This is a genomic window from Phytohabitans houttuyneae (assembly GCF_011764425.1).
In the GTDB taxonomy this organism is placed as follows: domain Bacteria; phylum Actinomycetota; class Actinomycetes; order Mycobacteriales; family Micromonosporaceae; genus Phytohabitans; species Phytohabitans houttuyneae.
In genome coordinates, this window is the sequence record NZ_BLPF01000002.1 from 2,421,939 (window position 1) to 2,442,871 (window position 20,933).

A 20,933-nucleotide genomic window follows, 5' to 3' on the forward strand; every position below is an offset into this window, starting at 1 on the left:
ATGCAACCTGCATCCGTGAGGCACCTTACCCGCGAAGTACCGAGCATAAGCCGAAACGCTATCGAGGAGGAAACGATGCAACCCCGAGTGATCGGTACCGCGCTCGCGGCTCTGGCGACCGGTGCGGTGGTCCTGGCGGCGGCGCCCGCGACGGCGGCGCAGAACGCGTCCGCGGCGCAGAACGCGACGGTGTACGTGGTGCACGGCATCCCGGGCCAGCCCGTGGACGTGTACGTCAACGGCGAGAAGACGCTGCCGGACTTCCAGCCGGCGAAGGTCGCCGGCCCGCTCGACCTGCCCGCCGGCGCCTACGACATCGCGCTCACCACGCCGGGCGGCGACCCGGCCAGCCCGCTGCTGAAGGTGGACGACGCGCAGGTGCCGGACGGGGCGAACCTGAGCCTCGTCGCGCACCTGTCGGCGGACGGCAAGCCCGCGCTCACCCCGTTCGTCAACGACACCGCGAAGGTGGCGGCCGGCAAGGCCCGCCTGGTCGTGCGGCACACCGCGGCGGCTCCGGCCGTGGACGTGCGGGCCGGCGGCACACCGGTCTTCGACAACCTCACCAACCCCAACGAGGCCAAGGGTGACGTCGACGCCGGCACGGTCGAGGCCGACGTGGTCCTGGCCGGGACCGACGACGTGGTGCTCGGCCCGACCGACCTGGAGCTCGCCGAGGGCACCTCGACGATCGTCTACGCGATCGGGTCCGCACAGGACAAGACACTCGCGGTCACCTCACAGGTGCTGACCGGCCTGCACAGCGCGCCGGGCGGCGTTCCGGCCGGCTCGGGCGGGCTGGCCGGCGGAGAGCGCCCCGGGTGGCTCTACCCGCTCGCCGGCGCGGGCCTGCTGCTCCTGCTCGGCGGTGCCGCCACCACGGTGCGCCGGGCCACCGTCCGGGGCCGCGGTTGAGCCGCCGCTGGCCCCTGATCGCCGTCGTGGCCGGCACGCTGCTGCTGGCCGCGGCGGCGCTCGTCGCGTGGCGTCCGGGCGGGCAGGTGCGGGAGTTCGGCCCGGCGCCCCCGCCCGTCCCGGTGGCCACGACCGCCACGGCCGGCGCGGCCGCGGCGCCCGCGCCGAGCGCCGAGCGGGTGCCGCCACGCCGGTTGCCGCCCGAGCGGTTGGCCATCCCCGCGATCGGCGTGGACGCCACCGTCCGCGCGACCGGCGTGGACCGGGCCACCGGCGAGCTCGACGTGCCGCCCAGCGTCGACACCGTCGGCTGGTACCGCTTCGGCCCCGACCTGGCCTCCGGCGCCGGCTCGATCGTGATCGCCGGCCACGTGGACAGCGCCGAGGAGGGCGAGGGGGCGTTCTTCCGGCTGCGCGAGCTGCGCGCCGGCGACACCGTCATGGTCCGCGGCGCGGGCGGGGCCGAGCGTGTGTACACAGTGGACTCGCGGCGCGTCTACGCCAAGTCCTCCGCCCCGCTGGACCGCCTCTTCGCCCGGGACGGGCCGCCGCGGCTGACGCTCATCACGTGCGGAGGTGCGTTCGACCGCGAGACCGGGCACTACCGCGACAACGTCGTGGTCACCGCGACACCCGCATGACGAAGGGAGCCGCCATGGGGCGCTGGGCCGCCCGCATCACGAGCCGGACCGGAGCGGTCCTGGTCCTCGTCCTCGCCGCCGCGCTCGCCGCGCTGGTGTTCACCACCTCGCCCGAGCAGCCGGCCGCGGAGCCGACCGACGGCCTGCCGGCCGGGGCCCAGTCCACCGAGGTCACCGCGCTCGCCGACCGGTTCCCCAGTGGACGGACCGGTGTCGCCGTGGTCGTGTACGAGCGGGCCGGCGCGCCGCTGACCGGCGCCGACCGGGACGCGGTCACCGCCGCGCAGGAGCGGCTCGGCGCGGTCGGCGCGGTGCCGGCGCAGGACGGGCGGGCAATCCTGCTGCCGGTACCCCTGCCGGAGGACGTCCCGGACGACGAGCGCGACCGGCGGGTGGACGCCCTGCGCGCGGACGCCGGCGCCGACCTGCCCGACGGGCTGAGCGTGGCGGTGACCGGCGGGCCGGCGTTCGCCCGGGACATCTCGGCCGCCTTCGAGGGCGCGGACGTGCGGCTGCTGCTGGCCACCGCCGGCGTGGTCGCGCTGCTGCTGCTCATCACGTACCGCAGCCCGGTGCTCTGGATCGTGCCGCTCGCCGTCATCGGCGTGGCCGACCAGCTGGTGGCCAAGACGCTGCCGTGGGTGGCCCGGCTGGTGGGGAGCGCACCGACGCCGCGGTCGCCGGCATCGTCTCGGTGCTCGTCTTCGGCGCCGGCACCGACTACGCGCTGCTGCTCATCTCCCGGTACCGCGAGGAACTGCGCCGCACCCCGTCCCGGCGCGAGGCGATGGCGCGGGCGGTGACCGGGGCGGCGCCGGCCGTCCTGGCCAGCGCGGTCACCGTCGTGCTGGCGCTGCTCACGCTGCTCACGGCGGTGCTGACCAGCAACCGGACGCTCGGCATCTGCGCCGCCATCGGCGTCGTGGTGGCGCTCGTGTTCGGCCTCGTCGTGCTGCCGGCCGCGCTGGTGTGCCTGCCGCGCGGCGTGTTCTGGCCGTTCGTGCCGCGGGTCGAGCAGTCCGGTGCGCAGCGGCCGGAACGCGGCCTGTGGTCCCGCGTCGGCCGCGGCGTCTCCCACCGGCCGGCCGCCGTCCTCGCCGCCGCGGTCCTGGGCCTCGGCGCCCTCGCCGCCGGACTGTCCACCGTGGACATCGGTCTGCCGCGCACCGAGCAGTTCCGCACCGAGGCCGAGTCCGTGCGGGGGCAGGAGGCTTTGGCCCGGCACTTCCCCGCCGGCGCCTCGCAGCCGGTCACGGTCATCGCGGAAACCCTTGCCGTGGACCGGATCGAAGCCGTCCCCGGCGTCTCCTCCGTGGGCCGGCCGGAGCGCTCGGCGGACGGCCGCCTGGTCCAGGTGCGCGTCGACCTGGTCGACGCGGCCGGCACGCCGGCCGCCGACCGGGCGGTACGCGACCTGCGCGCGGCCGTCGCGCGGGACGGCGGGCTCGTCGGCGGCCAGCCGGCCGCGGACCTCGACACGCGCGAGGCCAACCTCCGCGACGCGCGGCTGATCGTGCCGCTCGTGCTCGGCGTCGTGCTGCTCGTCCTCGTGGTGCTGCTCCGCTCGCTGCTCGCCCCGCTGCTGCTGCTGGCCACCGTCATCGCCAGCTTCGCCGCCGCGCTCGGCGCCGGCGCTGTCGTGCTGCGGTGGCTGCTCGGCATCCCGGGGCTGGACGCGAGCGTGCCGCTGCTCAGCTTCCTCTTCCTCGTCGCGCTCGGCGTGGACTACAACATCTTCCTGGTCACCCGGGCCCGCGAGGAGGTCACCGGCGGCGTGGACACCCGCGCGGCGTTCGTCCGCGCGCTGGTCGCGACCGGTGGTGTGATCACGTCGGCGGGCGTGCTGCTGGCCGCGGTCTTCGCGGTGCTCGGCGTGCTGCCGGTCATCGTGCTCACCCAGATCGGCGTGATCGTCGGCATCGGCGTGCTGCTCGACACGCTGCTCGTCCGCACCCTCGTCGTGCCGGCGATCGCGATGCTGCTCGGCGACCGTTTCTGGTGGCCGGCGCGGGTTCGGAGCGATGTTGCGTCGGTTACCCCGACCGTTTCCTCGCGCGCGTGACTGGGTAGAACCGATGCCGCAGGAGCGAGGAGGTGAATACCGTGAGCGAGCTGAACGCGACCCTGGACCTGCCGTTGGGAAACGCGGCTCCGACCGCCGCACGAAGGGCCGTGCGGCACATGCTCATCGCGTGGCAGCTGAGCGACGCCGACTGGTTGGACGACGCGGAGCTCGTGGTGAGCGAGCTGGTGACGAACGCGGTTCGCCACGGCGGTGGTTGCATCGAACTGAGTTTGGAGTCGCACGAGGGCCGGGTGATCCTGCGGGCCGCCGACGGCTCGTCGGTGGTGCCCCGGGACCGGGGCCCGCACGACGGCGGAGGGTACGGCATCCGCGTCATCGAGTCGTGCAGCGACGCGTGGGGAGTGGACGACTTCCACGGAGGCAAGCGGGTGTGGGTCCGCCTGCGGGCGTGCCCGTCCGCGGGGCTGGGTGGCTGATGTTGACGATCACCGAGGCCGCGCGGAACGGCACGGCGCGGCTGGCGCTGGCCGGCGATCTCGACCTGACCACCAGGCCCGACCTGCTCGCCGCGGTCGAGAAGGTACGCGACGTGACGGCCATCCACCTCGACTGTGCGGAGCTGCGCTTCTGCGACGCGACCGGCGTGTCGGCGCTGCTGGAGGCGCGGGAGCGGGCGCTCGCGGACGGCGTCACCCTGACACTGGTCAACCTCCACGGCCTTCCCCGGCGCGTGCTGACCATCTGTGACGTGATCGCCCTCCTCACCGGTCCCGCGTGACGTCGGGCGAGGCGGCGGCGAGCGTCGTCGCGTAGCCGACCAGCACGATCACGTGGAAGAGGTACAGCCACAGCAGCAGCGCCACCGCCGCGCCGACGGCGTCGAGGCCGCCGAACGGCAGCCCGAGGTCCAGCGGCAGCGCCGCGAACAGCACCAGGCCGTGCAGGAAGCCGGAGATGTTCGCGGCGGTGAACGACCCGACCAGCGCGGTCGCCGGCCAGCCCGTGTCGCCCGGCGCGACCACCCGGTACACCCAGAACAGCACCGGGGTCAGCGCGAGCCAGCACGCCAGGAACGAGAGCACCACGCCGAGCACACCCGACCACCCGCCGCGGCCGACGAGGCGGGTGGTCAGCGGCAGCGTCGCGAGGACGGCGAGCAGCAGCGCGGGGGTGAGGGCGAGCAGGGGTACCAGCCGCAGCCGGCCGCGCCAGCCGATCAGCCGCTGCGCCCCGCCGCTGCCGGCGATCGACGCGAACGCCCGCCGCAGGCCCTCGCCGTAGAAGGTGGCCGGGAGCAGCGCGGCGAGCGCGAGCATCGGCGTGAGGTCGAGGCCGGCGCGCAGCAGCGCCGCCACCACCCGGTCGGCTCCGATGGCGGTGGGCAGCGCGTCCACCGCGTACCCGCCGAGGCGCCGGACCCGCTCGGCGCCGCCGACCAGGCCCGCCAGCCACGTCGCCAGCAGCACCACCGGCACCACCGCGACCGCGCCGTAGAACGTCACCGCCGCCGCGTGCAGCGCGACGTCCCGCCCCCGCAGGCGCCGCGCGGCCGCCGCGGCGACCGCGCGCAACCGCCCCCACATGCGCCAACAGTGCCCCGTGCGACGCCCGCGCACGCCATCCGCCGGCCCGGCGGGCTCAGCCCGCCCGCCACTGCGGCTTCACGGACATCATCTGGGCGGTCCTGGCCGGGTCGCGGTCGACCGGGTCGCCGGCACGGCCGCGGACGGGTCGCGGCCGAACCAGCTCATCGCCTGGCCGTGCCCCCGCGTCCAGGCCAGCGGCTCGCCGTCCAGCGCGAGCACGTTGTGGTGCGCGCCGTCCGGCGGCTCCGGCAGGCCGGGCAGCGGCACCACCCCGGGCGCCTCGACCGACACCCAGTGGCCGGGCAGCCCGCGCACCAGCGCGACGAACGCCGCCCGCCGCGCCGCGGGCACGTGGTACAGCACCGAGGAGTGGAAGACCACCAGCGTCGCGCCGGCCGGCGCCCGCGCGGCCAGCGCCGGCAGGTCGTCCAGCAGGTCACCGCGCAGGAGCAGGGGCGGGTCCGCCGCCGCGACGGCCGCCGCGGCCCGCAGCCGGGCCCGCCGGTGCGCGTGCTCCGGCCAGATCAGGGCATCGAGCCACACGACGTCCGCGGGGAGGCCACGTCGAGCGGGTTCAGGTCCAGACCGGCACGCCAGACGACATGTGGTACCGACGACGGCGGTGCCAACCCGTTGACCGCGCATTCGAGCACCGGCTCACCGCCGCCCACGCCATGGTCGCCGTAGCGGTAGCCGTACCGGTCGGGATAGAGGCACAGCCCCGCAGACGCCCCCACCTCGAGGAGGGCGAGCGGCTGGGGGAGCGCGGCCAGCACCGGCAGCAGGAGCGCGCAGCGGCCGGCCTCGTTGGTCTGCGTGATGCGTGCGCCCGCCTCGGCGGCGATCTCCGGCCAGTGCGCCAGCACGTAGGCGCGGAAGGCCGCCGGGTCGTCCACGGGACCGCCCAGCAGCCGGACCACCCCGAAGAGCAGGTTGGGCTGGCGCTTGCCCTCCGGCAGGCCGGCCACCAGCGCGAGGAGCTGCTCGTCCCGCGCGACGGCCAGTGCCAGCCGCTCGTACGCCGGCGACACGCCGCGCGCCTCCCGGACACCGAAATCGACGTACGTCTCCGCAATCGTCACGCGTTCCATCATGCCGCGCGCGAGCTTGTCGGTATTGTACTGAATTGTGCAGCTGCGCGGGCGGCTCGTCCTGGCCGTGCTCTCCCGGATGCGCGCGACGCTGGTGGTGGAGAGCTCGCTGGTGCTCGCCGCGCAGGCGTTCCTCGCGCTCTTCCCGGTGGTCATCGTGTTCGCCGCACTGGCGCCCACCGGCGTGTCGTCCGAGCTGCTCGACGCGTTGCGCGACCGGTTCGGCCTGGGCGGCACGAGCGCGACCGCGGTGCGCCAGCTCATCGTCGACCGCGACGACGTGCGCGGCAGCCTCTCGTTCGTCGGCGTGCTGCTCGTGCTGGGCTCGGCCACGTCGTTCACCCGCGCGCTGCAGAAGGTCTACGAACGCGCGTGGGACCTGCCCAAGCTCGGCCTGCGCGGCGCGTGGCGGGGCGCCGCCTGGGTGGCCGGCCTCATCGTCTACCTCGGACTGCTCACGCTCGCCGTGCGGATCAGCCACAGCCTGCACATCGGCGGCTCACTGGGCGCGGTCGCGGCCGTCTTCCTGTGGTGGTGGACCCCGTACCTGCTGCTCGGCGGCCGGGTGCGCGGGCGCGCCCTGGTCCCCGGCGCGATCCTGACCGCTATCGCGCAGCTGGCGCTGAGCCTGGTGGGCGCGACGGTGCTGCCCCGCACGGTGCGTTCCAGCGAGTCCCAGTTCGGTCCGATCGGCGTGGTCTTCGCCGTCGAGTCCTGGCTCATCGTCGTCTGCGGCGCCGTGGTGGTCAGCACGGCGGTGACGGCCGCGCTGGTCCGGGTGGACGGCCCGGTCGGCCGCGCCTTCCGCGGCACCCCCGACCCCGACGGCTGGCGCCGCACCCGCCCCCCGCCCACCGCTGCCGCCCCGCCGGTCGCGGCTGACCCGCCCAGCCCGCCCTCTCGCGGCTGACCCGCCCTCTCGCGGCTGACCCGCCCTCTCGCGGCTGACCCGCCCCCTCGCGGTCGACCCGCCCCGTCGTGGTTGATCAGGGAGTTGGTGGGCGTGTCGGGCGGCGTGTCCACCCACGAAGTCCCTGATCAACCGCGAGGGCACGGGCGGCGGGCGTGGCCGCGCGCGAGGGCCCTGGTCAGCCGGGGAGGACAGGGGTGGGGCTCTTCGGGGCGGGGGCTGGGAGGCGGGCGAGGATCTCGACCACCGCGAGCACCACCAGCACGGCCGCCGCCAGCCAGAGTGCGGCCGTGACGCTCGGGTTGAGGATCAGGATCAGCGCGGCCAGGAAGATCACCGCCAGCTCGGCGAACAACCGGTACCGCTGGGCCACGTCGTGGGTGCGTCCCAGCGGCAGCCCGGCCCGGCCGAGCGCCCGCGCGGTCGCGTCCAGGGCGCGGCTGACCAGGCGGCGCAGCGCCACCGGCAGCCGGCCGGTGCCGGCGAGATAGGCGCCCAGGGCGAGCAGGAAGCCGAGCGTGATCAGCAGCGTGACGAACTCGCGCACCCGCCTGGTGACCGTGTCCAGCACGTGTGCCACGGCCTCGGGCGACTGGACGGTCGGCGGGAGGCGGTCCAGGTAGTAGTCGCGGGCGATGGCGATCCCGCCGCGCATCAGCAGCAGGCCCAGCGCGACGAACAGGCCGGTGAGCAGCAGCCCGCGGCGGCGGTTCGGCGCGACCGCGACGGCGGCGGCCAGCAGCGCGAGCACCACCCACGGCAGCCAGGTGGCGACGCGGTCCAGCCAGGTCACGTACGTGCGGATCTTCGGCAGGTCGGGCGAGGAGTACACGGTGAACGGCACCGACACCTGCGGTATCCGCCCGGCCAGCGCGAAGCCCGCCGCGACGAGTCGCTGCTTCACCGTCTCCAGCACCACGCCGAGGTCGATGGTGATGTCCGTACCGCTGCTGGAGACCGCTCCGCTGGAGCCTCCGGTCAGCACCGCCCGCAAATCGTCGTGAGCCACCCTGTTCGCCGCGTCCCACGCCCCCGCGAACTGCTCCGAGCCGACCAGCCGCCGCACCTGACTGTGCACAAAGGACTCGACACCGTTGACGGCCGGCGGGACGAGCTGGTTGACGGCCGGCGGCGCGCCCTGCTGCTGGAGCCAGGCGGTGGCCTGCTTGGCCAGGCCCTCCAAGTCGACACGGGTGACCACTTCCTGGGTGAGGCGGTTGGCGATCGCGTCCTGGACCACCGGGTCGCGGGCCAGCGGCGCGACCGTCGCCACGTACCGGTTGGTGTCCAGGAGCTGGTTGCGGGCGAACACCGCGGCGATCGACGCCACCCCCAGCAACAGCGCGACCACGAGGATCGCGACCGCGCCCACCCAGCGGCCGGCCCGGCCCGCGCGCCCGCGACGCGCCGCCTCCAGGCGCGCCACCTCGGCCCGCAGGCGCTCGACCTCCACGTTCTCCGGCACGGTCATCGCGCACCTCCGCTCCCGCAGTATCTGACCGTAACGCCTCCGATACTCCTTATGTGGTGATTTGCCCAAACTGGCCACGCGGTCCTTTGTGGACAGAGCGAAGCGGTGTGAGAAATCGCGTCGGCCGGGGCCGGCCAGGGTGTTGCCTTCCTCGTGATCTACGGCGTTTAATGTCAACAACTTCCACCGGCGGGCGCTGTGGCACGCGTGACGCCGGAGGGGTTTCCCGCTATCTCAGGCTCACCGGACCGCTCGGCGTCGGCCCGGCGTGCCGACGCGCGACAGCACCACTGTGGACACCGGCGTGTCCCGAGGGGGTGGCGCGACGCCGTTCGATGGCCTAGCGTCCCACCCAGCGGCACGATCTTCACCTCCACACCGTCGTCGGCGCGGCGGTTGCACCGCCGACCCGATGAGGAGGACTGATGACGACCAGCGAGCAGTCCGCGGTAAATCTGCAGCAGCTCGGCCGAGAAACCGCACATTCCATCCCCCGGCCGCGCACCGCGCCCGAAGCCGCCTGGCGTCCGCTGTCCGTCGCGATGATCGGGCAGAAGGGGATGCCCGCCACGTACGGGGGCGTGGAGCGTCACGTCGAGGAGCTCGGCAGCCGCCTGGCGTCGTTCGGCCACACGGTGACGGTCTTCTGTCGGGACAGTTACGGCGACCTCACGACGGAAACACATCGCGGCGTCCGGCTGCACCGGGTGCGCACCGTGGCCAGCAAGCACCTCGACGCGATCGTCCACAGTGCCGCCTCGACGATGGCGGCGATGCGGCAGAAGCCGGACGTCGTGCACTACCACGGGCTCGGTCCGGGACTCGTGGCGCCGCTGCCGCGCTACCTGTCCGGCGCCAAGGTGGTACTCACCGTGCACGGCCTCGACCACACCCGCGCCAAATGGGGGCGTGCGGCGCGCAGCGTGCTCAACACGGCGTACTGGTTCAGCGGCCACGTGCCGGACGCGCGGATCGCGGTGTCCCGCGGGCTCGCCGCGCACTACGACGCGAGGTTCGGGCGGCTCACCCGGTACCAGCCCAACGGCGTCAACCCGGCCCGCCGCGTCGCGCCGGACCAGATCACCGGCCGCTTCCGCCTCACCCCGGGGCGGTACGTGCTGCTCGTCGGGCGCCTCGTCCCGGAAAAGCGCGCCGACCTGCTGGTCCGCGCTTTCCGGAAGGTGCCCGGCGACGTCAAGCTGGCCGTGGTGGGCGGCTCCTCGTTCACCGACGACTTCGTCGCGCACCTGAAGGCGACCGCGGAGGACGACCCCCGGGTGGTTTTCACCGGATTCGCCTACGGCGACCTGCTCGCGGAGCTCTACTCGCACGCGGCCGTCTTCGTCCAGCCGTCCCATGTGGAGGGCCTGCCGCTGACGCTGCTGGAGGCCGCGTCGTACGGGCTGCCGGTCGTCGCCAGCGACATCTCCCCGCACGTGGAGGTGCTGGAGCGGGACGGCCCCGGCCACCGGCTGTTCCGCGACGGCGACGAGGACGACCTCGTGCGCGCCCTCACCGCGGCGCTGGCCGGCCCCCGCGCCGAGCGGGCCGGTGCGGCAGGGCTGCACGAGCGGGTCGTCGCGCACTACAGCTGGGACGCCGCCGCACGCCAGCTCGAACGGCTCTACCTGGACCTGGCCACCAGGCAGTAGGGTCCACGCGGGAGCGAAGGACGGCGTGACAGCACTCGTACTCAAGCCGGCACAGACGGCACTGACCGCCGCCGCGGCGTTGGCGGCCGCGGCGACCGCCGTGGTGTCCGCCTTCGCCATCGACGGCGGGAGCCGCACGCTCGCCGTCCTCCCGCTCGCGCTGGTCGCCGGCGTGCTCGTGGCGGTGCTCGCGCTGACCCGCTTCGCGGCGTACGTGCTGCTCATGCTCGCCGTCCGCTCCTGCCTGGACCTGTTCAAGCTCAGCGGGCCCACCGCCGGCACCGGCGCGGACGGCGGCGCCGCCCGCGCGCTCGACCCGTCCACGCTCGCCGGCGTGCTCTTCCTGCTCGCCGCCGGCCTGTGGCTGGCCGCGCAGGCCCGCGCCGGCCGCCGCGTCGGCACCTCGCCCCTCGGCGTCGCGCTGGTGCTCGTCGCCGCCACCGGCGCGGTCTCCACCCTCGGCTCGGCCCGGCCGGGCAGCAGCGCCCTCGAGGTGCTGCGGATCCTCACGGTCGTGGCGATGTTCCTCGTGCTGGAGCAGCTGCTGCCGCGGCGGGGCATGGTGCGCCGCGTGCTGCTCGCCGTGTACCTCTCCCTCGCCTTCGCCCTCGCCTACACGGTGCTGATGTCGCTGCTCGGCGCGCCGCCGTCGGAGGTCAAGGGGAGCTTCACGCGGATCAGCGGGCCGTTCAGCCAGTCCACGACGTTCGGCCGCTACCTGATGTTCATGGTGATCTTCGGGTGCGCCATCCACCGCTTCCTCGGCCGCCGCGCGCGGCTCGGACTCGGCGTGCTGCTCGCCCTCTCCTTCGGCTTCCTGGCCCTCACCAACACCCGCAGCGCGATCCTCGGCGCCGCCATCGGCCTCGTCGTCGTGGCCGTGTTGCACCGCAGCGCCCGCCTCGCCGTCGCGCTCTGCCTCGCCGCGGTCGCGGCCGTCGCCGTCGCGCCCGGGGTGGCGGACCGCTTCGCCCAGCTCGGCGACGCCCGCGAGGTCGGCGGCGACCCGACCGGCAACACGCTCGCGTGGCGCACCGCGTACTGGTCCGAGGTGGTCACGCTGGCCAACCGCAACCCGGTCACCGGCATCGGCCCCAACATGACCCAGCGCGAGACCGACGAGGCCAAGAAGCCGCACAACGACTTCCTCCGCGCGTACGTGGAGACCGGCGTGCTCGGCCTCCTGGCGTACCTCGGCATGGTCCTGCTCTGCCTGCACACGGCGGCGCTGGCCCTGCGGCGGGCCCCGCCCGGCACGCTGGACCGGGGGATCGCGGTCGGTTTCGCCGGCTGCGCGGTCGCGTTCGTGGCGGTGAGCGCGGCCTCCAACGTGATATCCAATGTCGTTACGCTGTGGTACTTCGCCGCCTTCGCGGCGATGGCCGGCCTGGTTGCCGCCCGCCCCCTCCCGGAGGAGCACTAGCGTGGAGATCGTCGACTACCTGCGGGTCGCCCGGCGGCGACTCTGGGTGCTGCTGGGCTTGCCGCTGGCGGCGGCGCTCGCGGTCGGGCTGTTCATCGGCCTCTCGCCGCAGCGCTACACCGCCACCTGCTACGTCGCCGCGCCCGCCCTGGTGGGAGGCGCCGCCGCCCAGCAGTACACGGGCACCCAGGCGGCGAGCCAGTTCGTGGCCGCGTTCAAGGCGGCGGCCACCTCGCCGCGCGTGCTCGACCAGGTGTCCGCCGACACCGGCGTCGCCGCCGGCACCCTCCGCGACGGGCTCGCGGTGGCGCAGGTGGGCGCGAGCAGCCAGCTCACCCTCACGTACGAGTCGGCGAAGCGGCCCACCGTCGAGCCGGTGCTCACCGCGACCGCCACCCGGGCGCTCGCCTTCCTCTTCTCCTCGCAGGTCAACATCGCCACCGAGCAGGTGCAGGCGGCCAGCGCCGACGTCACCTCGGCCACCGCCGCGATCGCCGACTGGGAAAAGACCAACAAGGTCTCCCAGCCGGACAAGCTCTACCAGGCCACGCTGACCGAGATCGCCGACCTGCGGCAGCAGAAGCTCTCGATGGAGGCGGTCGGCAACAGCCGGGCGGTCGCCGCCGCCACGACCGCGCTCGCCGCCGCCCAGAAGCGCCTCGACGCGCTCGGCCCCAAGCTGCCCGACTACCAGTCGCTGCTGGCCCAGCGCGACGCCGCCACCAGCGCGCTCTCCCAGGCGCGGCAGGGCCTGCAGGGGGCAAGGGCGCAGGCACAGGCCGCGGATCCGGCCCAGGTGGCGAGCGTGGGCGAGGTCCGCGCCGTTTCGCGGGTACGGGCGTTGGCCACCACCGTTCCTCCGGCGGCCGCCGCGGGACTCCTGTTGGCGGTCCTGCTCGTCGTGGTGCTTGAGTTGCTGTCGCGGCGGGCCCAGCCCGCCGCGACAGCCGGGTCCCCGCCGGTCCTGTCCCGCGCGGCATGACGGCGCAGGCCGCCGCCGAGGCACCGCAGTCCACTTCGGACTACGGCGACCGGCAGGTGCGCGGCATGGCCCGCGGCGGCGGCCTCAACCTGCTCGGCGCGCTGTGCAGCCAGGGCGCGCTCTTCCTGGTGATGCTGCTGCTCGCCCGCCAGCTGGGCACCGCCGAGGTCGGGCGGTACGCGCAGTGCTTCGCCCTCCTCGCCCTGCTGGGGCTGCTTTCCCTGTCCGGCTTCCGCGCCGGCCTCACCCGCTTCGTCGCCGTGCACCTGGCCGACGACGACCCGGCGAGCATCCGCGGCACCGTGCGGCTGGGGCTCGCCATCTCCGGCGCGGGCGCGGTGCTGATCGGACTCGTCCTCTTCGCCTTCTCCGGGGCGCTCGCCGGCGCCCTGCACGACCCCGAGCTGGCCGGCGGCTTCCGCCTCGTCGCGCTGGCCCTGCCGGCCGCGGTCGTCTGCGAGGCAGCGCTGGCCGCGACCCGGGGCTGGCGCACGCAGCGGCCGTTCACGCTCGTGGGCCAGATCTACGAGCCGTTCACGCGGCTGCTGCTGACGGCCCTGCTGGTGCTGGCCGGGTTCGGCGTCACCGGCGCGCTGTGGGCGGTCGTGGTCGCCGCGTGGAGCGCCGCCGCGCTGGCACTGGCCGCCCTGTTCCGGCTGATGCGCACGGTCGCGCCGGCGCCGGCCGCGTACCGCCCCCGCCAGCTGTTCAGCTTCTCCACGGTCAGCTGGGCCTCGTCCCTGGCCTCCACCGGGCTCATCTGGATCGACACGCTGCTGCTCGGCGCGTTCGCCAACGAGGACATCGGCGTCTACACGGTCGCCACCCGCCTGGTCACGGTCGCCATCTTCGTGCTGGCACCGATCAACGCCGCCTTCGGCCCGTACATCGCCTACCTCTACCACCGCGACGAGCACGCCGAGGTGCGCCGCGTCTACAAGGCCGCCACCGGCTGGGTGGTGCGGCTGTCGCTGCCCGCGTTCGTCGCGCTGCTGGTCTTCCCGTCGTCGCTGCTGCCGCTGTTCGGGCCGGGCTTCGCCGACGGCGTGACGGTCACGCTCGTGCTGGCGGTCGGGCAGCTCGTCAACGCCGCCACCGGGCCGTGCGGCACCCTGCTGAACATGTCCGGCCGGGTGTCGTTGAACATGCTCGACAACGTCGGCGCCCTCGTCCTGAACGTCGGCCTCAACCTGTGGCTCATCCCCGCCCACGGCATCGTCGGCGCGGCGGTCGCCTGGAGCGCCTCGCTGGTCGCGGTCAACCTCGCCCGCGTCGCGCAGGTGTGGTGGCTGGTGCGCGCCGTCCCGCTGACCGCCGGACTGGTGAAGGGGCTGGTGGCCGGTGCGGCGGCGTTCGCCGCGGCGCTCGCCGTGCGCGCGGTGGTGCCCGACGGCGCGGCCCGGCTCGCGGTCGGCCTGGCCACGATCGCGCTCGTGTACGTCGCCGCGGTCCTCGCCCTGCGACTGTCCAAAGAGGACACGATGGTGCTGCGGGCGCTCGCGCGGCGGCGGGCCCGCGGATGAGCCGCCGCCCCGCCGTCGACGCCCTCCGCCGCGCCGTCCGCGGCGCCCGCGCGTGGGCCTCCACACCCGGCGCGCTGCCCGACTTCCTCATCATCGGCGGGCAGCGGTGCGGCACCACGTCGCTACACAGCTACCTGGCAGCCCATCCGCGGGTCCGCGCCGCGACCGGCAAGGAGCTGCAGTACCTCAGCCTCCACTATGGACGAGGCGAGCGGTGGTACCGCGGCCACTTCCCGCCCGCGTCACCGGGCCTGGTCTGCTTCGAGGCGAGCCCGCTCTACCTCTTCCACCCCGAGGCCCCCGCCCGCGCGGCGCGGTCGCTGCCCGGCCGCCGCTTCGTCGCGCTGCTGCGCGACCCCGTCGAGCGGGCCTGGTCGCACTACCTGCACACCCGCTCGTACGGGCAGGAGCCTCTCGACTTCGCCGCGGCGCTGGACGCCGAGGAGTCCCGCCTGGCGACGCCGGAGGGCTGGCGCCGCCACTCCTACGCGGCGCGCGGCCGCTACGCTGAGCAGCTGACGCGGTGGTTCGACCACGTGCCGCGCGAGCGGGTCCACGTCATCCGCAGCGAGGACCTCTACGCGGAACCGGCCGCCGCCTACGCCGGCGTGCTGGAGTTTCTGGAGCTGGAGCCGTTCACCCCGCCGGAGTTCGCGGTGCACACCAGGCGGGCCGACCGGACCGGCCCGCCGCCGGAGGCGGCGAGCCGGCTGCGCGCGTACTTCGCCCCGCACAACGCGGGCCTCGCCGACCTGCTCGGCTGGAAGGACCCCTGGCCCGCTCAGGACACCACGCGGTAGGTCACGTGGGTGACGAGTCTCGCCGCCCGCGCGCTCACCTGCTCCAGGGTCAGCGGCGGCACGCCCTCGAACAGCCGCGTGCCGGCGCCCAGCGTGAGCGGCGAGATGTGCAGCCGCAGCTCGTCGATCAGGCCGGCGGCCAGGTACTGGTTGATCGTGGTCGCGCCGCCCATGACGGCGACGTCGCCGTCGCCGGCCGCCGCGCGGGCCTGTGCCAGCGCCGACTCGATCCCGTCGGTGACGAAGTGGAACGTGGTGCCGCCGTCCATCGGCTGCGGCTCGCGCGCGTGGTGGGTGAGCACGAACACCGGCGCGTGGTAGGGCGGGTCCTGCCCCCACCAGCCGTTCCACTCCCGGTCCCACTCGCCGCGCACCGGGCCGAACATGTTGCGCCCCATGATGAACGCCTTCGCGGCGATGATCTCGTCGATCTCGGCCTTGTTCTCCTCGGCGGTCTCGGTGAACCACGCGTGCAGCTTGTCGCCCCACCCGTCGCCGCCGTCCTCGCCGAACGGGCGCTCCTCGGTCTGGTTGAGCCCGGCCGAGTAGCCGTCGGCCGAGATCGTGAGGCTGGAGATCACCTTGCCGGTGTGTGTCGTCATCGTTCGTGTCCTTTCTGATGGGTGTTGTCGTGTCTGATGGGTGTTGTCGTGGCCTTGCCGTTTCGGTGGGTCAGGAGCGGGCGGTCAGCGGCTCCGGCACCGCTGCCACCCGGCGGGCCGGCGCGAGGGTGACCGGGAGCGTGCGACGCTTTCCGCGGGCGTGGCGGACGCCGTCGACGGTGAACACCGTGAGGGCCAGCCACACGAGCGCGAACCCGGCCAGGCGGGCCGGCGGCATCGGCTCGCGGAAGACCAGCACACCACAGGCCAGCTGGATGATCGGCGCGATGTACTGCAGCATGCCCAGCCCGGTCAGCGGGATGCGGTTCGCCGCGCCGGCGAAGCACAGCAGCGGGACGGCGGTGACCACGCCGGCCGCCACCAGCAGGGCCGTGTGCGCGGGCGAGACGGCCGTGAACGTCGACTCCGCCCGCCAGGCGAGCCAGCCGAGGTAGCCCAGCGCGGGCAGGGCCAGCACGGCCGACTCCACGAAGAGCCCCTGTGCCGCGGGCAGCCCCAGCCGCTTCTTGAGCAGCCCGTACGCGGCGAAGCTCACCGCCAGCGTCAACGCGATGTACGGGACCCGCCCGTAGTTGACCGTGAGGACGGCGACCGCCGTACCGCCGATCCCGACGGCGAGCCACTGGACCGCGCGCAGCCGCTCGCTGAACACGCCGACGCCCAGCAGCACGACGACGAGCGGGTTGACGAAGTAGCCCAGGGCGGTCTCCACGACGCGGTCGGTCTGTACGCCGTAGATGTAGGTACCCCAGTTCACCGCGAGGATTCCGGCGGCCAGCGCGACGGCGCCGAGCGAGGCCGGGCGGCGGGCGAGGCGCCACAGCACGCGCCAGCCCCGCACCGCGAACAGCACCACGGCGACGACCGCGACGGACCAGACCACCCGGTGCGCCAGCACCTCGACGGGTCCCGCGGGAACGAGAAGCTTGATGTAGAGGGGCATGAAGCCCCACAAGGCGTAGGCACCGATCCCGTACAGGTAGCCGACGCGTGGCTGGCTCATGACATCCCCCGTGGGTTCGTTCCGTCGTCCGGTCACGTTCAGCATGGGACGGATGCCGTATGACGTCTAATGCCAATAGAGCACGGAACACATTGGTATCTTGAATGAATGCTGAACCTGGTCCACCTGAAAGTGCTGGCCGCCGTGGCGCGGCACGGGTCGGTGACCGAAGCGGCGGTCGAGCTGCACTACTCGCAGCCGTCGGTGAGCCACCACCTGTCCCGCCTGGAAGCGGCCACCGGCGTCAAGCTGGTCCAGCGGGTCGGCCGGGGGATCCGGCTGACGCCGGAGGGGCGGCTGCTGGCCAACCGGGCCGCCGAGATCGTCGGGCGGGTCGACGCGGCGACCAACGAGCTGGCGGCGCAGGTCGGCCTGCGCTCGGGCCGGGTGCGGCTGTCGGCGAACGCGTCGGCGCTCAGCACGATCGTGCCCCAGGCGGTCGCCGCGCTGGCGCGGGATTACCCGGGCATCGAGCTGAGCCTCGTCGAGCAGCACCCGGTCGAAGGGCTGCAGCTGCTGCGGCACGGCGACATCGACGTCGCCCTGGTCTTCCGGCACGCCGACGCCCCGGCCGGCGACGAGGAGTTTCGCCTCACCCGCCTCGGCGACGACCCGATCTACCTGGTCAGCCGGCGACCCGACGACAGCCTCGCCAACCACCGGCACTCCGCCTGGATCGGCGGCTGCGCGCGGTGCCAGGCCGAGCTGCTGGCCGTCTGCGCGCGGGAAGGCTTCACCCCGCGGATCGGCTCGCTCAGCGACGACATGGTGGTCGTGCAGTCCCTGGTCGCCGCCGGCGTCGGCGTGGCCACCCTGCCGGGCCTCGCGCTGCGGGCCCACCGCCGGCCCGACATCCACGCCACCGAGCTGGCCGGCTTCCAGCGCCACATCTACGCCGCCACCTACGGCGAGCCGCCCGACCCGCCCGCCGTCGCCGCCGTCCTGGCGGCGCTCGCCGAGGCCACCGCACCGGCCCCCGCCGCCGGCCCACCCGCGACCGCGTCAGCGTAGGAGCCGGCCGCGGGCCCCGGTCTGAGCCTGCCCGCCCGCGCGAAGTGAGGCCGCGGGGACGCACCCCAAGAGGACGCTCCGCTGCGCTCCACGTTTCCCCGGGGCCCCGGGCAACGGTCCGGACCACGGCGGACATCGCGGCAGCCCGCCTCTTTCGCTTGTGAACCGGCCTATCCGACGGTCTTGAGCAGGTCGGCGGGGGTGCCCTTACCGCGCAGCACCACCGGGTCGGCGGCCACCTCGACGGCGCCGTCGCGGGTGGCGGCCGCACCGACCGGTCCGCTCTTCAGCGCGGCCGAGGCCGGCACCGTCACCGGGCCCGCGGCGGCCCACACGACGAGCGCGGTCTCGCCGCCGCGCCGGAAGGCGGTGCCCGCGAGGCCCTTGTCGCGCACCGGCTCGGCGGTCGCGCCCTGGGCGAGCGCGGCCAGGGCGGCCAGCATCTGACCGGCCGTGCGCTCCTTGCCGTCCGGGTCCAGCAGGCCGTAGCGGACCTCGCTGCTCTGGCGGTTGGCCGGGTTGTAGGCCAGCGGCAGCCAGATGACCTCACGCACCCCGCCCGCCGCGAGCAGGGCGACCGCCTTGACCATCTCGGCCGAGCGGGACGCCGCGTCGCCGTCGCCGTCGCGCCAGAACTGGCCGACCTCCCACGCCTCCACCGGCGTGCCGGCCGGGGTCTGCGCGGACAGGTAGCCGAGCAGGTCGGGCACCGCGCTCCAGTGCTCGTAGAAGTGCACCTGCCGCACGTCGACCACCTTGCCGTCGAGCAGCCGCTCGGTCGCCGCGAGGTACTCGAGGTTGCGCGCGTTCTGCGCGACGGCGAGCGCGGCGCGCAGGTCGGCCGGCGTGGAGACCGGCGGGATCTGCTTGCCCCGGGTGCCGATCCGCCGCTGGAAGTAGGCGTTGTACGCGCGGACCGCCTCGTCCTGCCGGCCCGCCTGGAGCAGCCGGTCGGCGACGCCCCAGCCGTACGCCACGCTGCTGATGCCCGAGTCGACCACCCGGGCATCCGGGTCGGCGGCGCGGATCGCCGCGGCGGCCGCGGTGACGAGCGTGGTGTAGTCGGCGGGGCTGCCGGCCCAGTACTGCGGCGCGTTCACCTCGTTTTCCACCGCGTACTCGCGCACGCCGTACGGCGCGTAGCGGCGCACCACGCTGTCCACAAAGGACTTGTACGCGTCGAGGTCGCGGGGCATCGCCGACTCGGTCTTGTTTGCCGTGCCGCGCACGTGCTGGGCGGTGCCGCCGGTGGCCCAGCAGACGCCGGTGCGGATCTTCAGGTGCAGCGTGATGCCCAGCGAGCGGCTGCGCTCGGCGACCCGGTCGACCGCGCTCCAGTCCGGCCTGCCCTGCTCGCGCTCGATGTCGCACCAGCTCAGCTCGTGGTAGGTGGCCGAGCCGGAGATCTTGCGCAGGAACGGGGTGAACTGCTCGTACCTGTTCCAGTCCCAGTGCGCGCCGAACACCGTCCGGCCGCCCTGCGGCGGTGCGGGCGGCGGCGAGGCCGTGACCTGCGGCGAGGGAGCGGGCGGGGCCGGCTCGGGGTCCGAGGTGCAGCCGGCCAGCGCCAGCAGCGCCAAGCCCGCGGCGAGCCACCGCCTCATGCGTAGCCCAGCTCGCGCAGCGTGCGGCGGGAGAAGACCCAGACCAGCAGGCGCAGGAACGGGTCGAGCTCGCGCCGGTGGGTGCCGACGCGGGAACCGTAGATCTGCGCGTCGGTGCGGGCGGCGGCGCGGCGCTTGTCGGCCTCGACGGTGTACTTGTCGGCCACGTCGTGGTCCTTGTCGCCGTAGTCGAGCACGCCCGGCTCCCACGCCTCGCCGAGGAACTCGAACAGCGCCCGCAGCGTCTTTTCCGGCTCGCGCACCGCTTCCTCGTACCGCAGCTCGTGGTAGCGCTCCGGCGGCAGCGCGCGGCCGGCGGCGCGGGCGACCCGGATGTAGCGCGGCCACTTCACCACGCACTTGACCGCGGACCAGTAGCCGAACCGCTTGCGGTGGGACACGACCACGTCGCGGCCGTCGCGGATGACGTGCACGATCTGCGCGTCCGGGAAGACCTCGGTGACGAACGGGATGGCGAGCGCGTAGAGCGGGGTCTTGTCCGCCCAGCGGGCCTTGCCGCGCCCGGCCGCGTAGTCGGCGTGCACGCCGCCGAAGAACTCGCGGATGCGGCGCAGCCAGTCTTCGCGCGGGAAGCCGAAGCGGGCCAGGCGCTCCCAGTCGCGCCCGACGATCCGCTCCAGGTCGGTCAGGAAGCGGGTCTCCGGGCCGCAGCTGATCCGCGAGTGCGAGTCGAGCACGAGGCGGAGCATGGTGGTGCCGGAGCGCTGGCAGCCGAGCAGGAAGACGGGCGCGTCAGCCATGGGTCACCAACCGCTCGGTCAGCTCGTCGCAGAGCGCCCGCACGCGCGGGTCGATGTCGAGGGGGCGGCGGGACGGTGCGCGCCGCTCGACGTGTGCGCACAGGCGCGGGTCGTACGCCAGGCCGAGGAACGCGCAGAGCCGCCCGGTGGCGGCGTGCGGGTCGGCGACCAGCGCGTCGTACGAGCACAGCAGCACGTCGTCGCGGCGGTCCAGGCCGAGGCGGAAGAAAAGACCGTTGCGGATGTACCAGAAAAGGGCGGCCGCGGTGTGCGGGCTCATCCGCGCGTAGTCGAAACCGCCGATCAGCGCGCGGCTTTCCGCGTCGAGCCGCTGGCCCTGCCACCGGTCGCCGATCGTGCCGCCGGCGATGGCGCGCAGGGCGTCGAGGTTGGACGTGCCGAACTTGGCCACCTCGGAACGGGCCCGGTCGTCGACGTCGCGCCACACCCACAGCGCGCGGCCGGGCGGCAGGCCGGGCAGGGCGAGCAGCTCGTCGACGCGGTGGGTCTCGCAGAGCGGCTTGACGATGACGAACGCATGGCGGCTGGACCGGATCGCCGCGCTGAGCACCGCGTCGGACCGCAGCTGGAAGCGGTGGAAGACGCGGCGGTCGTTTTCGTTGTGCACCGCGAACTGCGGCGCCGCGTCGAGGCCGCGCATCAGCATGTTGGTGCCGGAGCGTTGCAACCCCACCACGTACACCGGGGTGGCCTGGCCGGGAGCGACGCCGTGCGCCCGCCGCCAGCGGCGCTTGGCCCACGCGGTGGCGGCGCGCTCGACCGGGTTGAGCCGGTCTTCCTCGACGAGCCGGCGCAGCCCCTCGGTGCGTGCCCACCGCACGTGCCGCGCGATCCGCCGGGCCGTGTAGGCGACGGCGTGCGACTGGTCGGCTGCGGGCACGCACAGCATC

18 protein-coding genes and 2 pseudogenes are annotated in these 20,933 nt (G+C 74.4%); 12 read left to right on the forward strand and 8 right to left on the reverse strand.

Going from position 1 to position 20,933, the window contains the following annotated elements; all coding sequences use genetic code 11:
* Nucleotides 1–75: 75 nt before the first annotated feature.
* From Phou_RS33985 to Phou_RS34005, 5 genes and pseudogenes are all read left to right on the forward strand, one after another.
* Nucleotides 76–915, forward strand: coding sequence for a DUF4397 domain-containing protein (locus Phou_RS33985; protein WP_173063896.1), 840 nt, complete (start codon nucleotides 76–78; stop codon nucleotides 913–915).
* Nucleotides 912–1,556 carry a class F sortase gene (locus Phou_RS33990; protein ID WP_173063899.1) on the forward strand — a complete coding sequence of 215 codons (645 nt, stop codon included), beginning with the start codon at nucleotides 912–914 and terminating at the stop codon, nucleotides 1,554–1,556. The genes Phou_RS33985 and Phou_RS33990 overlap by 4 nt, the downstream gene beginning before the upstream one ends.
* A 14-nt stretch (nucleotides 1,557–1,570) precedes the next feature.
* Nucleotides 1,571–3,618 (forward strand): annotated as a pseudogene (locus tag Phou_RS54680) (MMPL family transporter).
* Nucleotides 3,619–3,659: 41 nt separating this feature from the next.
* Nucleotides 3,660–4,058, forward strand: coding sequence for an ATP-binding protein (locus Phou_RS34000; RefSeq protein WP_173063902.1), 399 nt, complete (start codon nucleotides 3,660–3,662; stop codon nucleotides 4,056–4,058).
* Nucleotides 4,058–4,360 carry an STAS domain-containing protein gene (locus Phou_RS34005; protein WP_173063905.1) on the forward strand — a complete coding sequence of 101 codons (303 nt, stop codon included), beginning with the start codon at nucleotides 4,058–4,060 and terminating at the stop codon, nucleotides 4,358–4,360. Before Phou_RS34000 ends, Phou_RS34005 begins: the two co-directional genes overlap by 1 nt.
* On the opposite strand, the gene Phou_RS34010 is transcribed toward Phou_RS34005, so the two are convergent.
* Complete coding sequence (locus Phou_RS34010; protein WP_173063908.1) at nucleotides 4,344–5,165, reverse strand: YhjD/YihY/BrkB family envelope integrity protein; 822 nt, start codon at nucleotides 5,163–5,165, stop codon at nucleotides 4,344–4,346. The two genes, Phou_RS34005 and Phou_RS34010, sit on opposite strands and share 17 nt — an antisense overlap.
* 153 nt (nucleotides 5,166–5,318) lie before the next feature.
* A pseudogene (locus Phou_RS34015) lies at nucleotides 5,319–6,259 on the reverse strand (DUF2332 family protein); the annotation flags it as partial.
* Nucleotides 6,260–6,296: 37 nt separating this feature from the next.
* Here Phou_RS34015 and Phou_RS34020 point away from each other — a divergent pair.
* Entirely contained in the window at nucleotides 6,297–7,169 is an 873-nt protein-coding gene (locus Phou_RS34020) for a YhjD/YihY/BrkB family envelope integrity protein (protein ID WP_173063911.1), read from the forward strand.
* Nucleotides 7,170–7,347: 178 nt separating this feature from the next.
* Here the strand turns inward: Phou_RS34020 and Phou_RS34025 are convergent, their stop codons facing one another.
* Nucleotides 7,348–8,640, reverse strand: coding sequence for a hypothetical protein (locus Phou_RS34025; RefSeq protein ID WP_173063914.1), 1,293 nt, complete (start codon nucleotides 8,638–8,640; stop codon nucleotides 7,348–7,350).
* Between the two features lie 425 nt (nucleotides 8,641–9,065).
* On the opposite strand from Phou_RS34025, the gene Phou_RS34030 reads away from it, so the two are divergent.
* The 5 genes from Phou_RS34030 to Phou_RS34050 are packed head-to-tail and all read left to right on the forward strand — an operon-like array spanning nucleotide 9,066 to nucleotide 15,020.
* Nucleotides 9,066–10,292, forward strand: a complete 1,227-nt coding sequence (locus tag Phou_RS34030) for a glycosyltransferase family 4 protein (protein ID WP_173063917.1) — start codon at nucleotides 9,066–9,068, stop codon at nucleotides 10,290–10,292.
* Nucleotides 10,293–10,317: 25 nt separating this feature from the next.
* Nucleotides 10,318–11,715, forward strand: coding sequence for an O-antigen ligase family protein (locus Phou_RS34035; protein WP_173063920.1), 1,398 nt, complete (start codon nucleotides 10,318–10,320; stop codon nucleotides 11,713–11,715).
* Nucleotide 11,716: 1 nt separating this feature from the next.
* Nucleotides 11,717–12,697 carry a Wzz/FepE/Etk N-terminal domain-containing protein gene (locus tag Phou_RS34040; RefSeq protein WP_173063923.1) on the forward strand — a complete coding sequence of 327 codons (981 nt, stop codon included), beginning with the start codon at nucleotides 11,717–11,719 and terminating at the stop codon, nucleotides 12,695–12,697.
* A complete protein-coding gene (locus tag Phou_RS34045) occupies nucleotides 12,694–14,220 on the forward strand; it encodes a flippase (protein ID WP_173063926.1) in 1,527 nt (508 codons plus the stop codon). The genes Phou_RS34040 and Phou_RS34045 overlap by 4 nt, the downstream gene beginning before the upstream one ends.
* A complete protein-coding gene (locus Phou_RS34050) occupies nucleotides 14,217–15,020 on the forward strand; it encodes a sulfotransferase family protein (RefSeq protein WP_173063929.1) in 804 nt (267 codons plus the stop codon). The genes Phou_RS34045 and Phou_RS34050 overlap by 4 nt, the downstream gene beginning before the upstream one ends.
* Here Phou_RS34050 and Phou_RS34055 read toward each other — a convergent pair.
* Nucleotides 15,002–15,622 (reverse strand): dihydrofolate reductase family protein, encoded by a 621-nt coding sequence (locus tag Phou_RS34055; RefSeq protein WP_173063932.1) that lies wholly within the window; start codon nucleotides 15,620–15,622, stop codon nucleotides 15,002–15,004. The genes Phou_RS34050 and Phou_RS34055 overlap by 19 nt on opposite strands.
* Nucleotides 15,623–15,692: 70 nt before the next feature.
* Nucleotides 15,693–16,646, reverse strand: a complete 954-nt coding sequence (gene rarD, locus Phou_RS34060; protein ID WP_173063935.1) for an EamA family transporter RarD — start codon at nucleotides 16,644–16,646, stop codon at nucleotides 15,693–15,695.
* Nucleotides 16,647–16,754: 108 nt separating this feature from the next.
* Here rarD and Phou_RS34065 point away from each other — a divergent pair, with 108 nt between their 5' ends.
* Nucleotides 16,755–17,657, forward strand: coding sequence for a LysR family transcriptional regulator (locus Phou_RS34065; protein WP_173063938.1), 903 nt, complete (start codon nucleotides 16,755–16,757; stop codon nucleotides 17,655–17,657).
* A 170-nt stretch (nucleotides 17,658–17,827) separates the two neighbouring features.
* Here the strand turns inward: Phou_RS34065 and Phou_RS34070 are convergent, their stop codons facing one another.
* Genes Phou_RS34070 through Phou_RS34080 form a run of 3 tightly spaced genes read right to left on the reverse strand, consistent with a single transcriptional unit; the run spans nucleotide 17,828 to nucleotide 20,923 of the window.
* Nucleotides 17,828–19,261, reverse strand: a complete 1,434-nt coding sequence (locus tag Phou_RS34070) for a hypothetical protein (RefSeq protein ID WP_173063941.1) — start codon at nucleotides 19,259–19,261, stop codon at nucleotides 17,828–17,830.
* Nucleotides 19,258–20,022 (reverse strand): sulfotransferase family protein, encoded by a 765-nt coding sequence (locus tag Phou_RS34075; RefSeq protein ID WP_173063944.1) that lies wholly within the window; start codon nucleotides 20,020–20,022, stop codon nucleotides 19,258–19,260. The genes Phou_RS34070 and Phou_RS34075 overlap by 4 nt, the downstream gene beginning before the upstream one ends.
* Nucleotides 20,015–20,923, reverse strand: coding sequence for a sulfotransferase family protein (locus Phou_RS34080; protein ID WP_173063947.1), 909 nt, complete (start codon nucleotides 20,921–20,923; stop codon nucleotides 20,015–20,017). The genes Phou_RS34075 and Phou_RS34080 overlap by 8 nt, the downstream gene beginning before the upstream one ends.
* Between the last annotated feature and the right edge of the window lie 10 nt (nucleotides 20,924–20,933).